We start from the raw sequence: 19270 nt of genomic DNA, 5'->3' as shown, positions 1-19270 counted from the left end.
TCTGCTGCGTCAGGCGTTCGTTGCCATGCTGTTGATGCTGGCCGTTGTCGGGCCGGCCGCTGCGGTCAATCCGGACGAGGTGCTGGACGATCCCGCGCTTGAGGCGCGGGCGCGCAGCCTGTCGCTCGAATTCCGCTGCCTGGTTTGCCAGAACCAGTCGATCGACGATTCCAATGCCGAGCTTGCCCGCGATCTCAGACTTCTGGTGCGCGAACGGCTGGTCGCCGGCGACAGCGATCAGGACGTGATCGATTATGTGGTCTCGCGCTATGGCGAATTCGTGCTTCTCAAGCCGCGATTTACCGCGCTGACGCTGCTCTTGTGGGGCGCACCTGTGCTGGTGTTGCTGTTGGGCGCGACAGCTATGGTGATTGGTGCACGCGGCCGCTCCAACAGCGTCTCTGTCGCCGATGCGGGCGGACTGACAGATGCCGAACAAGCCGAGCTCGCGAAACTGTTGAAGGACCGTGATCGCCAGGCCTGATAGAGTTGCCCCGATCTGACCAGTGGATGTGGAGAAAAAGGGGTACGACATGACGGCACACACAGTTAGGGCGGACTTCGACGGCCATTCCGGTGCAAGACTGGCCGCGAGGCTTGATCTGCCGGCGGGCGCAATTCGCGCCTGGGCGCTGTTTGCCCATTGCTTCACCTGTTCCAAGGACACGCTCGCAGCCAAGCGGATTTCGGGAGAACTGGCGCGTGCCGGAATTGCGGTGATGCGGTTTGATTTCACCGGACTGGGGTCCAGCGACGGTGAATTCGCCTCGACCAATTTTTCCTCCAATGTCGAGGATTTGCGCGCCGCGGCCGAATGGCTGGAGGTGCATTACAGCGCGCCGGAGATCCTGATCGGCCATTCTCTGGGCGGAGCGGCGGTGCTTTCCATTGCTGGCCAACTCGCTTCGGTGAAAGCCGTTGTCACGCTGGCGGCACCGTCGGAGGCCAGCCATGTGATTGAGCATTTCGGCGGCAAGGTCGACGAGATCACGGCCAAGGGTGAAGCCGAAGTCAATCTGGGTGGCCGCACTTTCACGCTCCAGCGCCAGTTCATCGACGATCTCAACGCCACCCGCCTGGCCGACCGGATCGGGCGGATGAAAAAGCCGTTGCTGGTGCTGCATGCGCCGCGTGATGCAACCGTCGGCATCGACAATGCCTCGGCGATCTTCACAGCCGCCAAACACCCCAAGAGCTTTGTCTCGCTTGATGGCGCCGATCACCTGCTGACCGACCCCGCCGATGCCAATTATGTCGCCGGCGTGATCGCCTCCTGGGCGTCGCGCTATCTGGCGCGCGAGACGCCGCGCGTGGATGGCGAGGACGTCGAGGACGTGGTTGTCGGCGAGACCGGGCAGGGCAAGTTTCAGGTCTCGGTGCAGGCCGGGCCGCACAGATTCCTCGCCGACGAGCCCGCCGATGTCGGTGGCGCTGACACCGGCCCTTCTCCCTATGACCTGATGGCAGCAGCGCTTGGCGCCTGCACTGCGATGACGCTGCGCATGTATGTTCGGTTCAAGAAGATCGAACTCGGTCTGGTCACCGTCACGGTGCGCCACGGCAAGGTGCATGCGGCGGACTGTCTGGAATGCACCGATGACGAGCGCGGTAAAGGCGGCAAGATCGATCGGTTCGAGCGGGTCATTTCGATTGATGGCGGCACGCCGGAAGGGCTTGCCGACAAGATAGCGGAGATCGCCGGAAAATGTCCGGTCCACCGCACGCTTGAACAAGGTGCGAAGGTCGTGACCACTGTTCGGTAGACGGTCCGGGTGGTCAGGCCGCGCCACATGCGGGAACTTTGTCGGTGCATCGCGGGCGCTCAACAAAGCGCGCCCAGCCATTGTGGCGAAGGCAAGGCGGCAAACATTACAAAGGTTTAATGATCCGGAAAGCTTGTCGTAACCGCTAAGCGCCTATCTGTATCATCCAAGAGCCGGATCTCCGGCTGAGATGCAAAACAAGAGGTTGATACATGTCGAAGACACCACGCAAATTTTCCAAGGGCTTTCTGGGTACGACCGCGATCGCCGGCGTTGCCGCTGCCCTGCTTGCCACCGGTGTGCCTGCGCCGATCTCCGGTGCGTTTGCTGACGCAGTCCGGGTTGAAGCGCCGCAGGCTCCGAGTTTCGCCGATGTGGTTGAAGCAGTCTCTCCGGCTGTCGTGTCTGTGCGTGTGCAGGCCGAGGTCAAGCCGGTTTCCGACGACGGCCGTTTTGGTTTCGATTTCAACGGCAGGGGGTTCGAGGATCTCCCCGACGATCATCCGATGAAGCGCTTTTTTGACCAGTTCAGCCGCGGCTTTGGCGACAAGAGCCGTCCCGACGGTGACCGTCGGACTGAACGGGATCGCCGTGGGCCGGAAGGCAAGCGCCGTCCTGGACGGGTGCGTCCTGTCAGCCAGGGATCGGGCTTCTTCATCTCCGAAGATGGCCTGCTGGTCACCAACAATCATGTGATCGAAGATGGCGCGTCCTTCACCGTTATCATGGACGATGGGTCCGAGCTTGATGCCAAGCTGATTGGCCGCGACCCCCGCACCGACCTGGCCGTTCTCAAGGTCGAGGAAGCGCGCAAGTTCACCTATGTGGACTTTGCCGATGATTCCAAGATCCGTGTCGGTGACTGGGTTGTTGCAGTCGGCAACCCGTTCGGTCTCGGCGGAACTGTCACTGCGGGAATTGTCTCGGCTCGTGGCCGCGATATTGGCGCCGGACCCTATGACGATTTCATCCAGGTTGATGCGGCCGTCAACCGCGGAAACTCGGGTGGACCGACCTTCAATCTGTCGGGTGAAGTGATCGGCATCAACACGGCGATCTTCTCGCCGTCGGGCGGCAATGTCGGCATCGCTTTCGCCATTCCGGCCACGACCGCCCGGGCCGTCATTGATGACCTGATCAAGAGCGGTTCGGTCGAGCGCGGCTGGCTTGGTGTTCAGATCCAGCCTGTCACCGCCGACATCGCCGAGTCGCTTGGCCTTGCCGCCGAGGAAGGCGCGCTGGTCACTGATCCGCAGAAGGATGCACCTGCCGAAAAGGCCGGCATCAAGGCCGGCGATGTGGTCACCGCTGTCGATGGGGACAAGGTCAAGGATCCGCGGGACCTGGCCAAGAAGATCGCCGCCATGGATCCGGGCAAGGCCGTTAACATCACGGTCTGGCGCGACGGCAAGAGCGAAACCGTGAAGGTCGAGCTGGGGTCGCTTCCCACGGACATGGCCGCGCTGACACCGGGTGACGAAACGACACCTTCCGAGCCGCAGGCCGAAGCCACTCTCGACAGCTTTGGCCTGACCGTGGTTCCTGCCGAAACCGGAGCCGGTCTTGTCATCACGTCCGTGGCGCCTGACAGTGCGGCTGAAGAACGCGGCCTGCGCGCCGGCGATGTCATTCTCGCCGTCAACAATCAGGATGTGTCCAAAGCCGCCGACGTCGTCAGCATCATTGATGCGGCTGCCAAGGATGGCCGCAAAGCCGCTCTGTTCCAGGTTGAAAACGAGAACCGGTCGCGCTTTGTCGCTCTGCCCATCGATCAGGGCTGATTGGCTCCGATCCGTTTGCATCCGGTCCCGCGGTGACGCGGGGCCGGAGGCCAAAACGCGGCGGGCCGCCCCACATGCCCGCCGCGTTTTTTTGTCTGATTTTCCGGCGGTTCCATTGAGACACAAAGCGCCTTACAGCGCCACGCATCCAATCGGGAAGCGCAAGGAACACGTATCTCTTTGAATCAAGGCATATACGTTTTCGTTCAAATGATTCAATTTGAACGAGACATGGATTAGGATTGCGCCATGAAGATTCTCATCATTGAAGACGATCTGGAAACCGCTGCCTATCTGTCCAAGGCCTTTCGCGAGGCCGGCATTACCGTTGATCACGCCAGCGATGGGGACTCGGGGTATTTCCTCGCCTCCGAGAACAGCTATGATGCGCTGGTCGTTGACCGCATGCTGCCCAAGCGCGACGGACTGTCGATCATCAGCGAATTGCGCGGCAATGGCGACGATACGCCGGCGCTGATCCTGTCGGCACTGGGGCAGGTCGACGACCGGGTGACCGGCCTGCGCGCTGGCGGCGACGACTACCTGACCAAGCCCTATGCGTTTTCCGAGCTTCTTGCCCGGATCGAAGTTCTGGGCCGCCGCAAGGGCGGGCGCGAACAGGAAACCACCTACCGGGTCGGCGATCTCGAACTGGACCGCCTGAGCCATGAAGTCCGCCGTGCCGGCCAGCAGATTGCGCTGCAGCCGCGCGAATACCGCTTGCTCGAATATCTGATGAAGAACGCCGGCCAAGTGGTCACCCGCACCATGCTGCTCGAGCACGTCTGGGACTATCATTTCGACCCGCAGACCAATGTCATCGATGTTCACATTTCACGACTGCGCTCGAAGATTGAGAAGGATTTTGGCGAATCTCTGCTGCGCACCGTGCGCGGCGCGGGCTATATGATGAAGGCCGGAGGTTGAGGGTCGTGCGATCAACGCGAAGTGTTCTGTTGGCCGCAGGCTGCGCCCGCCGATGATCAGGCTGCGCGCCATGCTGTCGACGACCGCAGTCCGGCTGTCGGCCCTCTATCTCGGCCTCTTCGCGCTTTGTGCCATCGTGCTGGTGTTCTATGTCACCGCCATTTCCGAAGGCATGCAGCGTGACCGCACCCAGACGGCCATTGCCAGCGAGTTGCGCATTGTCGCCGGTGCCTATCGCGGCGGCGGCGTGGCCGGACTGGTCCGCGTCATCGAGCGGCGCTCGCGCCAGCCCGGCGCCAATCTGTACGCCATTGCCGTGCCAACGGGTGAGCTGATCGCCGGCAACATTGCCGCCTTGCAGCCGGGCGTGCTTGATGCCGAGGGCTGGAGTGCGGAGCCGTTCCACTATCAGCGCATCGGTGAGAGTGCGAATGAAAATCACCGGGCCCTGGCGCAGGTGGTTTTTCTGCCCAATGGCATGCGGCTGATGGTCGGCCGCGATATCGGCGAACGGGAGCAGGTGCGCGGACTGGTGCGTCAGGCGCTGGTCATGGCCCTGGCGATCATGTTCGCGGGCGCGCTGGCGATCTGGTTCTTTGTCGGCCGGCGGGCGCTCAAGCGCATCGACCACATGTCCGCAGCCAGCGAGAAGATCCTTGCCGGCGACCTTTCCCAACGCCTGCCGGTCAATGGCTCCGGCGACGAATTTGATCGTCTGAGCCTGTCGCTCAACACCATGCTGGGCCGGATCGAACGGCTCAACGAAGGCCTACGGCAAGTGTCCGACAACATCGCGCACGATCTCAAGACGCCGCTGACGCGGCTGCGCAATCGTGCCGAAGCTGCCCTGGCGGCGGATGGCGGCCCGGAATCGCATCAGCAGGCGCTTGAGCAGATGATCGCCGACAGCGATCAACTGATCCGCACCTTCAATGCGTTGCTGATGATCAGCCGGGTCGAGGCCGGATCGTCAACGGCGCAGATGAGCGATGTCGACCTCTCCGGGCTGGCGCAGGATGCCGTTGAACTCTATGAGCCGGTCGCCGAGGAGCAGGGCGTCAAACTCACGGCAAGGATTGCGCCGGGTATCTCGATCCGCGGCAATCGCGAATTGCTGTCCCAGGCGCTGTCGAACCTCATCGACAACGCCATCAAATATGCCGGCGATGGTCCTGATCCCGAGATCATCATTACGCTGGCCCGTCAGGCCGGAGAGTTGCGTCTGGCGGTCGCAGACAATGGCCGGGGCATCCCCGCCGCCCGGCGCGAGGATGTGGTGCAGCGGTTCGTGCGGCTCGATGAAAGCCGGTCGAAACCCGGGACTGGGCTGGGATTGAGCCTTGTTCAGGCGGTGGCGGCGCTGCATGGTGGGCGTCTGACGCTGGATGATGCGGTTTCCGAGGCCGGGGACAATCCCGGCCTTGCCGCGATCATGGTGCTGCCGGGGGGCTCATGACTGACACCGCTGATACCGGACTGCTGACCGATCTGGAAAAGAATCCGATTCGCGCGCCGTCACAGACCGCCGCCAAATCGGTGGCCGCTGATCTCAAACCGCTTGCCGCTGATCATCCGGCCATCGCCGCCGTGCTGGCAAAGGACAGTGCCGGCCGGGACTTTCTGCTGGCGGCGCTGGCGCTGTCGCCCTATCTGCGTGAAATCGCGCTCGCCGATCCGGTTTCGCTGTCGCTGGCGCTGACCACCACCGCTCCCGTGCTGGTGGCCAAAACCATCGCGGAGGCTCGCGCCGGCTGGCGCAATGGCGACGCCGCTCTCGCCAGCGAAGCCGAACTGATGCGCGATTTGCGCAAGGCCAAGCGGCGCGTTTCCCTGACCCTGGCGTTGCACGATCTGGCCCGGTTGACGGATGCCAGACAGACCACGGAGGCGCTCAGCGATCTGGCGGATGCGACGCTGGGTGCGGCTTTCGATCACCTGCTGCGCGCCGGCCATGAGGCCGGAAAGCTCACTTTGCCGGACCCCGAGGCGCCCTCCACGGCATCGGGCCTGATTGTGCTGGGCATGGGCAAACATGGCGCCCATGAGCTCAACTACTCGTCCGATATCGACATCGTCGTGTTTTTCGAGCCCGAAGCCGGTGTGGTCAATGACCGCGACGAGGCGACCGATGTGTTCGCCCGCATGGTCCGGCGTCTGGTCAGGATCATGCAGGAGCGCACCGGCGACGGCTATGTGTTCCGGACCGATCTGCGGCTGAGACCCGATCCCGGTTCGACGCCGCTGGCCTTTCCGGTCGAATCGGCGGTGAATTACTATGAAAGCCGCGGTCAGAACTGGGAGCGTGCCGCCTATATCAAGGCCCGTCCGGTGGCCGGCGATCTGGCCGCCGGTAAGCGCTTCCTCAAGGAGCTGGTGCCTTTCGTCTTCCGCAAATATCTCGATTTCGCCGCCATTTCGGATATTCATTCGATCAAGCGGCAAATCCATGCGCATCGCGGCTTCGGCGACATTGCGGTCAAGGGCCACAACGTCAAGCTCGGCCGCGGCGGCATTCGCGAGATCGAATTCTTTGTCCAGACCCAGCAATTGATCGCCGGCGGGCGGATGCCGCGGTTGCGGCTCAGACGTACCGACGAGATGCTGGTGGCGCTGGCGCGCGCCCGCTGGATCGACCCGGCGACGGCCAGGACACTTGCCGAGAGCTACTGGTATCTGCGTGACGTCGAGCACCGCATCCAGATGGTGCGGGACGAACAAAGCCACACCTTGCCTGAAAGCGAGGCAGAGCTTGCCCGCGTTGCTCTCATGATGGGCGAGGCCGACACCCAAAGCTTCGGCCGGACCTATGTCGCCGTGCTTGCCCGTGTCGAGCAATGCTATGCGGAGTTGTTCGAGAAGGAGCAGGGACTGTCGGGCGGCATCGGCAATCTGGTGTTCACCGGAGAAGATGATGATCCCGGCACGCTCAAGACCTTGTCGGAACTGGGGTTTGAGCGTCCGTCCGACATATCGCGAACCATCCGCACCTGGCATTATGGCCGCTACCGCGCCACCCAGTCGGTGGAGGCCCGGGAGCGCCTGACCGAGCTTACGCCGGAACTGCTTCGGGTTTTCGGCGCCACCAAGCGCGCGGACGAGGCGCTGTTCAGGTTCGATGCCTTCATTTCCGGTCTTCCCGCCGGTATCCAGCTGTTCTCGCTGCTTGGCAACAATTCCGGACTGATGTCGCTGATGGTGACGATCATGGCCTCGGCGCCAAGGCTGGCCGAAATCATCGCCCGCAAACCGCATGTCTTCGACGGCATGCTGGACCCGGGCTTGATGGCGGAGTTGCCGACGCGCGATTACCTGTCCGAACGGCTTGGCGGGTTCCTCGAAGGGGCGCAGGCCTATGAGGAAATTCTCGACCGGCTCCGGATTGTGGCGCTGGAGCAGAAATTCCTCATCGGTGTGCGCCTGCTGACCGGCGCGATCGCTCCGGAACGCGCCGCGCGCAGCTTCTCCCATCTTGCCGATCTGATCATCGCTGCGGCGCTTGAGGCGGTGCGTGCGGAAATGAAAGACGCCCACGGCAAGGTGCCCGGCGGCCGTGTTGCCGTGCTCGGCATGGGCAAGCTCGGCAGCTACGAGCTGACCGCCGGCTCCGACATCGATATCATCCTGCTCTACGATCACGATCCTGCAGCCGAGGAATCGGATGGCCTCAAGCCGCTCGATCCGGTGCGCTATTACACCCGCATGACCCAACGGCTGGTGGCTGCGCTGTCAGCGCCCACCGCGGAAGGCATTCTCTATCAGGTGGACCTGCGGTTGCGCCCATCAGGCAACAAGGGTCCGGTGGCGACGTCGATCCGCGCCTTCCTGAAATACCAGGTCGAGGAAGCCTGGACCTGGGAACACATGGCGCTGACCCGCGCCCGCACGGTCGCCGGCGAAGACAGCCTGCGTCTTGAAGCCCGGGCGTTGATCGATGCGGTTCTGGCAAAGCCGCGCGACGAGGCCACGCTGCTCGCCGATCTGGTCGAAATGCGCCAATTGATCGAACAGGAAAAGCCGCCGCACGATATCTGGGACGTCAAGCTCATCCCCGGCGGTCTCATCGATATCGAATTTCTGGCGCAGTATCTTTCGCTCAAGGCCCGCGCCGATGGCTGGCTGCCGGCGCCGGAGGACGATGGCGCTGCCGGTTTGCTCAGCGTTGCCGAAACGGCTCCGGTCATTCCCGCGTTCGAACGCAGCGAATGCACCAATACGGATGCGACCTTGAAAGCCCTCGGCCCCGATGCGCTGGGCGATGAGGCGACGGAGGAGTTGCGCCGGGCGCTGGCGCTGTGGAGCGGCCACGCGCAGATCGTGCGGCTGTGTGCGGAAGGCGGGTTCGCGCCCAGGGAGTCGCCGGCCGGACTGATCGATCTTGTCACCCGGGCCGGCGACGCGCCGGATCTGGCGAGCCTCGAAGCCGATTTCAAAGCCACGGCAAAGCGGGTGAGGGCGATTTTCAAAAAGGTGACCAGCTAGAGTCGGACGCCGGTGACGGCCACGTCTGCGCTTTGATGGACCGGTCATTTTCGCCATCAACCGTTGCATCGGCCTGGGCGTGGTGTGCTCCTCGTGCTGTCGGGCGCAATTCTGCCAAGCGTGCGTCATGGACAACCTGGTTTGCGCCCGCGGCTCAAGCGCATTGCGAAGGCCCGGCATCCGAGCGGAATCCGCTCGTGGCCGAACCAGCGCCGGCAGGACGTCTATTCCGCAGCGATGGCTTCGTTTTCGCTGCCGTCAATCGGAATCCGGACACTGACAATGGTGCCGACGCCTTCCTTCGATCTCACCTTCATCGCTCCGCCATGCAGTTCGGCCAGGCTGCGCGAGATCGCCAGACCGAGGCCGGAGCCTCCCGTCGATTTGGAGAACTGGGTCTGCACCTGTTCGAAAGGCTGGCCGATGCGGCTCAGCATCGCCTTGGGGATGCCGATGCCGGTGTCTTCGATGGTCAACGTCACGGCGCGGGAGACCTTGCGGGCACGAACCATGATCCGGCCACCGGGTCCGGTGAACTTGACCGCATTCGACAACAGGTTGAGCAGGATTTGCTTCATGGCCCGGCGATCGGCGGGAAGTGACAACCGCGGCGAGATGCTTTGCTCAACCTCGATCCCCTTGCTCTCGGCCTGGATTGCCACAAGCCGCAGGGTTTCCTCAAGCAGCGGTCCCAGATCAACGTTTTCGCGGTCGATATGGAGCTGTCCTGCCTCGATCTTGGCCATGTCGAGAATATCGTTGATCACCGTCAGCAGGTGAATGCCGGAATTGTGGATGTCGTCGGCGTATTCCTCGTATTTGTCAGAGCCCAGCGGACCGAACATGCGGGCCTGCAACACTTCGGAAAAGCCGATGATGGCATTGAGCGGCGTTCTCAGTTCATGGCTCATATTGGCCAGAAATTCGGATTTTGCTTTGCTTGCGGCTTCGGCGCGCTCGGATTCGATCTGGTAGTCCAGATTGAGTTTGGACAGTTCGGCGGCCTTGCGCTTGAGTTCCGCCTGGGACGAGGTCAGGTCACCAATGGTCGCCATCAGGCGTTTTTCGCTGTCGCGCAGACGCTCCTGGTTGCGCTTGAGGGGCGTGATGTCGGTTCCCACCGAAACCTGGCCGCCGTCCCGGGTCTGGCGTTCATTGATCTGCAGCCAGCGGCCATCGCCCAGTTGCACCTCGTAGGTCTGTGCCAGGCCTTTTGAACAGGGCACCGCAAGACGCCGCTCCACCACCGGACGGGTGGCGGCCGCCTCGACCATCTCGCGCGCGGTTCCGGGCGCCAGAATGTCGGCTGGGAGACCGTGAATTTCCTGGTAATGCTTGTTCCACAGCACCAGCCGGTCGTCGCGGTCCCACAGCACGAAAGCCTCCGAGGTGCTTTCAATGGCATCGAACAGGCGCTGGTCGGCCTCCACGGTACGCTGTTGCAGCCTGTGCTGCTCGGTGACATCCATGGCGATACCGATCAGATGGGTCTGCGGCGATGCCGGATCGACCACCTGGGCGCGCGCCCGCATCCAGACGTAATGTCCCTCGGCGTGGCGCATGCGGAACAGGTGATCGACCTGCTTGATTTCCCCGCTCGCGACCTTCTGGGCAATCTCGTAGAGGTCGCCATCGTCGGGATGGATCAGATGCGCCGCCTCGCCAAAGGAAATCACACTGTCACGCGGCTTCAGCCCGAGGATTTCATACATCGAGCTGGACCAGTACAGACGTCCCCGCGCCATGTCCCAGTCCCACAGGCCGCAGCGTCCGCGCGACAGCGCCATGTCGACGCGGCGGTGGCTTTCGAGATAGATCTCATCGGCCTCCTGAGCCCGGCCGGCCTGGCTGAAATAGGCGTAAAGAATGACCAGCAGAATCGACGATGTGGCGATGAACAGGGTCACGTTGACGGACACCGATTGCCGCCAGGCTGCGTTCATCTCCGACATTGGCGTGAGCGAAAGGACCGCGCCGGCGCCGTCGGGCAGGCGCTTCATCGCCGCGAGCACCGGGGTGCCGCTGAAATCGAGGCTCTGGACACCTGCACGGTCGCCGAACAACCAAAGTGGCGAGGACTCCGACACCAGGTCCGTGATCGCCCGGCCGACGAGATGGCGTCCGCCCGCAGTGGCGGCAAACACCCGGTTGTCCTCCCCGACGACCAGAACGGAGCGGCCAGCGGTGTCTGGCATGGCGCTGATCACCCGATTGAGCCGCGCTTCGGTTTCCCAGCGCAAGGCTTGCCGCACCGGCGTCAGATCCGCTGCAAGGGTTGCGCTTGCGGCAGCCAGCGACAGCGCGGTGATATGCTCGGCGGCTTGCTTCAGCCGGTCCTGGCCATCACTGATGTTCATGTAGCGGGCAGCCGCCACCACCACCAGAAAGGCAACGATGAGGATCGGGATCAGGCGCTTGAGAAACGGTTCCGCTCCGATCAAGCGCGCGTAAGCTGGCTGCGCAAACAGCTTGGCATGGCCCGACAAGGCTCTGCCCGGCGTCCGCTTCACCTCATGCTTGAGAGCATGGCTCGACCCTTCGGCCGCAGAAAATTGCTGCGCATCCGTCATGAATTCTGTATTTCCCCGTTGGGATCCGAACTACCGCATCTTCGAATCTAGCCTAATGAATCAAAGGTGATTCTGCTTGTCCAGTGGTAAAAGTTAACATTTCATAATGAGCTGAATTTGTTGAGTTTTTCTCAGATTCGAGTCGCTCTGTGATTTCGGCAATTCGACTTGCGGGGAATTATCAGGGGCAAATCACCGCTTTGGCATGGCGAACACGCCGCCGCTTCGGCCGCGCCAGCGCGCTGCGTGATGCAGGTGTCCAGAAGCAACCGGAAAAAAGCCCCGATGGTCAGCTTGCCAGCATTCGATCGACGATATCGCTGACATCGGGCGAAAGATTGTTGGCCGCGCGGATCGAAACCAGCGCCAGACGGGATTGCTCCTGCCGTTCCGCCTCCAGCGACCGCCACGACCGCATGGCGGTCAGCAGCCGCGCCGCCAGTTGCGGATTGCGCCTGTCGATGTCAATCACTTCGCTCGCCAGCAGCCGGTAACCGGCGCCATCCGCAGCGTTGAAACCGGTCGGATTGCCGGCCGAGAAGGCGCCGATCAGCGCACGTATGCGATTTGGGTTGCTGCGGTCGAATTCCCGGCTGTTGAGCAGGCTCTCGACGCAAGCGAGTGTTTGCGCGCCCGGCACCGTGGCCTGCAGGGAATACCATTTGTCCATCGCCAGCGGGTCGGTCTCAAACCGGGCTTTGAACGTGGCAAGTGCTTCTTTCGCGTCCTGTGACGCGGGAAAATGATGTGTCAGCACCTGGAGCGCCTGCGACAGGACAGTCATGTTGTCGGCCGCATCGAAGGCGGCCTTGGCGCGATCTGGCTGGCCTTCGGCCATCAAGGCATAGCTCAGCGCGGTTCCGGCCAGTGCACGCAGGCCCGCACTCTCCGCATCGGGTCTGTAGGGCCCGGCCGGCGCGCGACCGGCCAGATCGGTGAAGATGTCGAGCCCGGCGGCGGCGATCTCCGACATCACCGCCTGCCGCGCGGCGTGGATGGCGTCGGGATCGATGTTGGAGCCGATCTCGCGGGCAATGTCGCTTTCGCTCGGCAGGCTCAGTGCCTGGGCGCGGAAAGCCGGTTCGAGGCTTTCGTCAGCAGCGGTGTCGACGAGAATGCCGGCCAGCTCCGAGGCCGAGGGAAGATTGCGCCCGTCGCGGGCAAGCTTGGATGCGGTGACCAGATGCCGGGTTGCCTGTTCGTTGAGTGCCTGCCATCGCGATACCCCGTCGCTGTCATGGCGGGCGATATGGACAAGGTCGTCCGCGCTCTGCTCCATGGCGATGTTGACCGGCGCCGAGAAGCCCCGGTTGATCGACAGCACCGGGCGCCCGCAGACGTCGGTAAAGCTGTAGCTCTGTTTGCGCTTGGTCAGGTGGAAGACGCCATCGGTGGCAACGGCGCCGTCCGGCTGTCCCTCGAACTCGCTGCCGTCCGGCAGGATCAGGCCATAGGCCAGAGGGATATGCATCGGCGCCTTGCGCGATTGCCCCGGTGTTGGTGCGAGCGACTGCTCCAGAAACACCTTGAATGTGCGGCTGGTTTCGTTCCAGTCGGTGGACACCGAGACCGAGGGCGTGCCGGCCTGGCTGTACCACAGGGCAAACTGCTTGAGATCGCGGCCGCTGGCTTCGACGAAGCAGGCGAGGAAATCCTCGATTGTCGCGGCGTCGCCGTCATGCCGTTCGAAATACAGATCCATCCCCTTGCGAAAATCATCCGCGCCCAGCACGGTGCGGATCATGCGGACCACCTCGGACCCTTTTTCATACACCGTCGCTGTGTAGAAGTTGTTGATTTCACGATAGGTTTCTGGACGAACCGGATGCGCAAGCGGGCCGGCATCCTCGGGAAACTGATGCGCTTTCAAAAGCCGGATTTCGGCAATGCGCTTGACCGGGGCGGAGCGTTGGTCGGCCGAAAAGGCGTGGTCGCGGTAGACCGTCAGACCTTCCTTCAGGCACAGTTGAAACCAGTCACGGCAGGTGATGCGGTTGCCGGTCCAGTTGTGAAAATATTCATGCGCGATGATGGCTTCGATGTTGGCATAATCGGCGTCGGTGGCGGTTTCCGGATCGGCAAGCACGTATTTGTCGTTGAAGACATTCAGTCCCTTGTTCTCCATGGCGCCCATGTTGAAATCGGAGACAGCGACGATCTGGAAAATGTCGAGATCATATTCCCGGCCATAGACGTCCTCATCCCACTTCATGGACCGCTTGAGCGCATCCATGGCGTAGCCGGCGCGGCCTTCCTTGCCGTGCTCGACATAGATCTTCAGCGCCACCTCGCGCCCGCTCATGGTGGTGAAGCTGTCCTCGATCAGCCCGAGATCTCCGCCGACAAGCGCGAAAAGATAGGAGGGCTTGGGGTGCGGATCGAACCAGGCGGCAAAATGCCGGTCTTCGTCATAATTGCCGCCGCCGAGGAAATTGCCGTTCGACAGAAGGTATTTGGCATCGTCCTTGCGGGCGATGATGGTGACCGTATAGACCGCCAGCACATCGGGCCGGTCGTAAAAATAGGTAATGCGGCGGAAGCCTTCGGCCTCGCATTGGGTGCAGTAGACTCCGTTGGTGCGATAGAGCCCCATCAGCTGGGTGTTGGATTCGGGCGACAGCGTCGTGCTCACCGTGATCTCGAACGGGCCGCTGTCGGGCAGGCCGCGAATGATCAGGCTTTCCGGTGTGGTCTCGTACAACGAGGGATCAATGTCATTGCCGTCGAGTTGCAGGCTGTCGAGGCTGAGCTCGTCGCCGTCGAGCACAAGTTCGGCATGGGCATCCACACCTTCGCGGCGGTGCAAGATGACGCGGGAAACAACTTTCGTCTGCTTCGGATCAAGTTCGAAAGTCAGATCAATCCGCTCGACCACAAAGTCGGTAGGCTTGTAATCCGTGAGCTTGTAAACTTGTCCGGTATCAGTCCGCATATGATCTGTGTCCCCGCGATTTTTCATTGCCCCGGCGGGACGCTATCATGATGGTTCCTGACACGAAGTTAAGAAAACCGCTGCGCGATGCGCGGCGCCGGGGTGTGACGAATCCCAGAAAAATATATTTCTGGAAGCTGCTGAATCCTGCTGAACCTGGCCACCAAACGTGGTCGCCGGCAGGCAATGAGGCCGATTTTCGCGCTTTCTCTCGACAATTGCGGCGGCGGCGATAAGTATGGGGCAGGAGTCGCGCGTGCGGCAAAGGCCACCAACTCATCATCGAGAGCTCATATGAACATGGTGACACCTAAATTCGGCGTGGGCGCGTCTGCGTTGCGCAAGGAAGACCGCAAGCTGGTTATGGGCGAGGGGTCGTTTACCGACGATGTCCGCGCAGAGGCAGAGTTGCACGGTTTTGTTGTGCGCTCGGCCCATGCCGCCGCGCGCTTTCAGTTCAGGGATCTGGGTGCGGCGCGCGCCGCCGATGGCGTGCATCTGGTGCTGACCGCACAGGACCTCACCCATCTCGGCCCGGTGACGTGCCAGGTCGCGCTCAAACAGCCGGATGGAACGCGTCATGCGCTCAAGCATATCCCGCTGTTGTGTGATGGCCAGGTTCGCCATGTCGGTGATGCGGTGGCGTTCATCGTTGCCGACACGCTGTCCCAGGCCCAGGAGGCCGCCGAACTCATCGACATCGACTGGCAGATCGAGGCGGCGCACGCCGATCTGGCCACGGCTCTGGACGAGGGCAGGCCGCTGGTCTGGCCGGATCTGGGCACCAACCAGGCCTTCCTGTACCGGGTCGGCGACAGCGAGGCGACCGCAGAGGCATTCGCGGCAGCCGACCACGTCACCAGCATCGATTTTCTCAACAACCGGTTGGTTTCCAACTACATGGAAACCCGTGCCTGTCTGGCGCAATGGGACGCCGAGGCCGAAAAATTCACCCTGACGGTCGGTTCACAAGGCGTGCACGGCATCCGCAAGACCCTGGCCACCGACGTCTTTTGCATGGACCTCGAGGATTTCCGGGTAAAGACCGGCGATGTCGGCGGCGGGTTTGGCACCAAGGCGTTCAATTACCGGGAATACCCGCTGTCGCTGGAGGCTGCGCGCCGGCTTGGCCGTCCGGTCAAATGGGTGGCCGACCGCACCGAACATTTCCTTGCCGACGCACATGGCCGCGACAACAAGGTCAGTGCATCGCTTGCCTTGAACAGCGACGGAAGGATTCTGGGTCTGAAAATCGACCTGCTCGCCAACATGGGTGGCTATCTCAGTCAGTTCGCGCCCTTCATCCCGGTGTTTGGCGGCTCCATGGCCACCGGTGTCTACGACATCCGGAACCTCGATTTCAAACTGCGCGGGGTTTACACCCACACCACGCCGGTTGACGCCTATCGTGGCGCGGGCCGTCCCGAGGCGGCATTCCTGATCGAGCGGCTGATCGATGCGGCGGCGCGCGAAACCGGTCTGCCGGTGGCTGAGTTGCGGCGGCGAAATTTCATCCGTCCGGAACAGTTTCCCTACAGGACACCCGGTGGCCGCACCTATGATGTCGGCGAGTTTGACGGCCACATGACCCGCGCCCTGGACAAGGCCGATGCGGCAGGCTTTTCCGGCCGCGCCGCCGAGGCTGGATTGCACGGCAAGGTTCGCGGCCTGGGCACTGCGGTCTACATCGAGGCCTGCGCCTTCGCCGGCTCGGAGCCTGCAAAGCTGACGCTGGACGCCGATGGCGGCGTCACCCTTTACATCGGCACCCAGACCAATGGCCAGGGTCACGCCACCGCCTACAGCCAGTTCGTCGCCGACCGGATCGGTATTGATTTCGACAGGATTAGGGTGCGCCAGGGCGACACCGCCGACCTGGCAGAAGGCGGCGGCACCGGCGGATCGCGCTCGATCCCGCTCGGCGGCGTCTCCGTGTCGGCGGCTGCCGAAGAGCTGTCCGACAAGATGAAGAAGCTGGCCGCCGATGAGCTGGAAGCCTCTGCTGCCGATATCGAGCTGGTCGATGGCTCCGCCCGCATCGTCGGCACCGACCGGTTTGTCAGCTATGCCGACATCGCCCGCGCCGCCAGGTCCGAAGCGGACCGCACCGGCAAGGCCGATGTGGTGCAGGACGAGGCAACCTATCCCAACGGCACCCATGTCTGCGAGGTCGAAATTGATCCCGAGACCGGTGCGGTCGAGATCGTCCGGTACACGATTGTGGATGATTTCGGCGTCACCGTGAACCCGGTTCTGTTGCTGGGCCAGATCCATGGTGGCGTTGTGCAGGGCATCGGCCAGTGTCTCACGGAAGGTGTGATCTACTCCGAGGGCGGGCAGTTGCTGACCGCGAGCTTCATGGACTACGCCGTGCCGCGCGCCGACACCGTCCCGTTCTTCGACTTTGAGACCCGCAACGTGCCTTCGACCACCAACGTCATGGGGATCAAGGGTGCGGGCGAAGCAGCCACCATCGGTTCCTGTCCGGCCGTGGCCAACGCGCTGATCGATGCGCTTGACCGCGCCCGAGGGGTTCGTCACATCGAAATGCCGGCGTCGCCGCAGCGGATCTGGGAAGCTCTCAACTCATGATCTGGGGCGAAGACTTTGGGCATGGTTCATCAGCGCAATGGAAAATGATCATCAGCATTATAGATCAGACGAGGATCCATCATCAGGCTATGGTGGACGGCGCTGTGCCGCGCGCTCAGTCCTCCCACCAGGCTCGGGCGGCCTTGCCCAATATGCCGTTCCGGTTGTGAAAGAATTCAGGTGACAGAAACTCCAGCATCCGAAACCCCCGCGACCCAATCCCCGGCGACCCGATCCCCGGCAACAGAAGCAAAACAGCACAAAACGACGCCATCCGCCATCGGGTCCGCCGCTTCGCCGATGATTGGAATCCTGCTCAAGGTGACGTCGGTGGCCGTCTTCGTCACCATGTCGACGCTGATCAAGGCGTCGGGCGACGGTATCCCGGCCGGTCAGATCGTGTTCTTCCGCTCCGCCTTCGCCATCGTGCCGATTCTGGTCTATCTGCTGCTGCGCGGTCAACTCGACACCGCCTGGCGCACGCCAAGTCCGCTTTCGCATGTCCGGCGTGGTCTGGTCGGTGTCATGGCCATGGGGCTCGGCTTTTATGGCATTATGCGGCTGCCTTTGCCCGACGCGATCGCCATCGGCTATGCGATGCCGCTGCTCACCGTGGTGTTTGCAGCGCTGTTTCTGGGCGAGACGGTCCGGATCTTCCGCTGGTCGGCGGTGGCCGTTGGCCTGGGCGGCGTGCTGATCATCACCTGGCCGCGGCTGAGCCTGTTCAGTGACGGTTTCGGCTCCGGCGAGGCGCTCGGCGCACTGGCGGTGCTGGCGTCCGCTGCCTTCGGCGCCACGGCGATGATCCTTGTGCGCAAACTGGTGCTGACAGAAAAAACTCCGACCATCGTGTTGTATTTTTCGTTGACTGCAACGCTGCTCTCATTGGCGTCCCTGCCGTTTGGCTGGGTCGTGCCGGATTGGAAAACCCTTGGACTGATGGCACTGGCAGGGTTTTGCGGCGGCCTCGGGCAGATCCTGCTGACCCAGAGTTACCGTCATGCCGATGTCTCGACCATTGCGCCGTTCGAATACACATCGATCGTGCTCGGCATTGTGTTCGGCTATTTCGTCTTTGGCGATGTGCCGACCTCGAGCATGCTGGCCGGTACCGCCATTGTGGTCGGGGCAGGGGTGTTCGTCATTCTTCGCGAGCATGCGCTCGGACTTGAGCGCAGGGCGCAGCGCAGGCTGGTCACGCCACAGGGCTGAACATTCCGCAGCGTCAAGGCTGTCTCATCGCAGCACCCGGCTGGGACGTCCCGGCAGGGGAGATCTGGATGCGGCCAATATTATTATAAGTTGCAATTTACAAATAGGACACCTTAAGGTAGTGTTTGTGGGCGGTACCGCACATGATGCCTGACTTCTAGAACCAACACAGAGAAAGGAATGTCCGATGAGAAATCTTGGATTTTTCACGATATTGGTGTCTGCGGTGTCGCTTTTGAATGCTGGTGCGAGCCATGCACAGCAAATCGATCCTCCGCGGGTCATGCAGGAGGCGGGGGCTTTGTCCACCTCAGAATCCGACATCGAATTCATGAAGATGACAGAGGCCGTGGAGCCGGGGCGGCAAACGTTTTTTGCCCCCAAGAGCAGCCGGGGCAGCACCATTCCTGTTCCAACCGCCGTTGTAGAGAAACTTTGCGGCGACGGAGACGGGTGCCAAGTGCGCATCGGGATGTATGATTGGGACGGTACCGGTCGAACCGCCTCGCGCGAATTCCTCTTCTACTACAACAACACCCTTCGCAACTGGCGTGCCTCGCTGGGGGATACATGGGGACAGGACGCCGACAACGTGGTCCAGCATGTCAACAACTCGTGGGCTTGCTATTTCACTGACGGCGAATACGCGAATTGGGCCGGCGTCGACACCCAGGTTGTCTTCGGCTTGTTGTCGTGGAACCAGTACAACGCAAGTTGCGTGCTAACCCTGATCGATTGAACCACCGTGCTCCGGACTGTGCAGCTGACCCTGCATCGTCCGGGGTTAATCGGGGTCAGGTCCAGTTGCCTGTTCTGCGAGTTCCGGTCGCGGTCTAATCGGCACCCCGAGCACGGTTGTCCCGGCGTCGGCCAGCCGCGAGGACGTCCGCGGCCTTGGGCCTGATCCGGCGCCAGTCAGGCGCGCCGCAGCGACGAGATTGCAGTCGCGCTCCACCGGCTCGCCTGCACATGCTCCAAACATCCCTCGTTTGACCATGATCAAGGCGTGCTGGC

11 protein-coding genes are annotated in these 19270 nt (G+C 62.3%); 9 read left to right on the top strand and 2 right to left on the bottom strand.

The window, feature by feature from the left end:
- Window position 1 precedes the first annotated feature (1 nt).
- The 6 genes from PZ897_RS03635 to PZ897_RS03610 all read left to right on the top strand — a co-directional run bounded on the left by PZ897_RS03635 (window position 2) and on the right by PZ897_RS03610 (window position 8950).
- Window positions 2-484 carry a cytochrome c-type biogenesis protein gene (locus PZ897_RS03635; RefSeq protein WP_275750134.1) on the top strand — a complete coding sequence of 161 codons (483 nt, stop codon included), beginning with the start codon at window positions 2-4 and terminating at the stop codon, window positions 482-484.
- A 49-nt stretch (window positions 485-533) separates the two neighbouring features.
- Window positions 534-1763 (top strand): bifunctional alpha/beta hydrolase/OsmC family protein, encoded by a 1230-nt coding sequence (locus PZ897_RS03630; protein ID WP_275750025.1) that lies wholly within the window; start codon window positions 534-536, stop codon window positions 1761-1763.
- Window positions 1764-1975: 212 nt separating this feature from the next.
- A complete protein-coding gene (locus PZ897_RS03625) occupies window positions 1976-3544 on the top strand; it encodes a Do family serine endopeptidase (RefSeq protein ID WP_275750024.1) in 1569 nt (522 codons plus the stop codon).
- A gap of 249 nt (window positions 3545-3793) precedes the next feature.
- A complete protein-coding gene (locus tag PZ897_RS03620; protein WP_275750022.1) occupies window positions 3794-4471 on the top strand; it encodes a response regulator transcription factor in 678 nt (225 codons plus the stop codon).
- Window positions 4472-4523: 52 nt separating this feature from the next.
- Window positions 4524-5927, top strand: coding sequence for a HAMP domain-containing sensor histidine kinase (locus PZ897_RS03615; RefSeq protein ID WP_275750020.1), 1404 nt, complete (start codon window positions 4524-4526; stop codon window positions 5925-5927).
- A complete protein-coding gene (locus tag PZ897_RS03610) occupies window positions 5924-8950 on the top strand; it encodes a bifunctional [glutamine synthetase] adenylyltransferase/[glutamine synthetase]-adenylyl-L-tyrosine phosphorylase (RefSeq protein WP_275750018.1) in 3027 nt (1008 codons plus the stop codon). The genes PZ897_RS03615 and PZ897_RS03610 overlap by 4 nt, the downstream gene beginning before the upstream one ends.
- A gap of 224 nt (window positions 8951-9174) precedes the next feature.
- On the opposite strand, the gene PZ897_RS03605 is transcribed toward PZ897_RS03610, so the two are convergent.
- A complete protein-coding gene (locus PZ897_RS03605) occupies window positions 9175-11520 on the bottom strand; it encodes a PAS domain-containing sensor histidine kinase (RefSeq protein ID WP_275750017.1) in 2346 nt (781 codons plus the stop codon).
- Between the two features lie 289 nt (window positions 11521-11809).
- Window positions 11810-14452 (bottom strand): aminopeptidase N, encoded by a 2643-nt coding sequence (gene pepN / locus PZ897_RS03600; RefSeq protein WP_275750015.1) that lies wholly within the window; start codon window positions 14450-14452, stop codon window positions 11810-11812.
- Window positions 14453-14746: 294 nt separating this feature from the next.
- On the opposite strand from pepN, the gene PZ897_RS03595 reads away from it, so the two are divergent.
- From PZ897_RS03595 to PZ897_RS03585, 3 genes are all read left to right on the top strand, one after another.
- Entirely contained in the window at window positions 14747-17044 is a 2298-nt protein-coding gene (locus PZ897_RS03595; RefSeq protein ID WP_275750014.1) for a xanthine dehydrogenase family protein molybdopterin-binding subunit, read from the top strand.
- Between the two features lie 300 nt (window positions 17045-17344).
- Window positions 17345-18256 (top strand): DMT family transporter, encoded by a 912-nt coding sequence (locus tag PZ897_RS03590; protein ID WP_275750012.1) that lies wholly within the window; start codon window positions 17345-17347, stop codon window positions 18254-18256.
- A 187-nt stretch (window positions 18257-18443) separates the two neighbouring features.
- Window positions 18444-18995 carry a hypothetical protein gene (locus PZ897_RS03585; protein ID WP_275750011.1) on the top strand — a complete coding sequence of 184 codons (552 nt, stop codon included), beginning with the start codon at window positions 18444-18446 and terminating at the stop codon, window positions 18993-18995.
- Window positions 18996-19270: the final 275 nt, after the last annotated feature.

Source organism: Hoeflea sp. YIM 152468 (assembly GCF_029210485.1).
GTDB lineage: Bacteria > Pseudomonadota > Alphaproteobacteria > Rhizobiales > Rhizobiaceae > Hoeflea.
The sequence above is the reverse complement of the archived record's forward strand: the minus strand, read 5'-3'. Positions and strand labels throughout refer to the sequence as shown.

Coding starts and splice junctions, on each gene's coding strand:
- PZ897_RS03590 (WP_275750012.1), top strand. CDS start 17,345: ATGATTGGAATCCTGCTCAAGGTGACGTCGGTGGCCGTCTTCGTCACC.
- pepN (WP_275750015.1), bottom strand. CDS start 14,452: ATGCGGACTGATACCGGACAAGTTTACAAGCTCACGGATTACAAGCCT.
- PZ897_RS03585 (WP_275750011.1), top strand. CDS start 18,444: ATGAGAAATCTTGGATTTTTCACGATATTGGTGTCTGCGGTGTCGCTT.
- PZ897_RS03620 (WP_275750022.1), top strand. CDS start 3,794: ATGAAGATTCTCATCATTGAAGACGATCTGGAAACCGCTGCCTATCTG.
- PZ897_RS03630 (WP_275750025.1), top strand. CDS start 534: ATGACGGCACACACAGTTAGGGCGGACTTCGACGGCCATTCCGGTGCA.
- PZ897_RS03605 (WP_275750017.1), bottom strand. CDS start 11,520: ATGACGGATGCGCAGCAATTTTCTGCGGCCGAAGGGTCGAGCCATGCT.
- PZ897_RS03595 (WP_275750014.1), top strand. CDS start 14,747: ATGAACATGGTGACACCTAAATTCGGCGTGGGCGCGTCTGCGTTGCGC.
- PZ897_RS03610 (WP_275750018.1), top strand. CDS start 5,924: ATGACTGACACCGCTGATACCGGACTGCTGACCGATCTGGAAAAGAAT.
- PZ897_RS03615 (WP_275750020.1), top strand. CDS start 4,524: ATGATCAGGCTGCGCGCCATGCTGTCGACGACCGCAGTCCGGCTGTCG.
- PZ897_RS03625 (WP_275750024.1), top strand. CDS start 1,976: ATGTCGAAGACACCACGCAAATTTTCCAAGGGCTTTCTGGGTACGACC.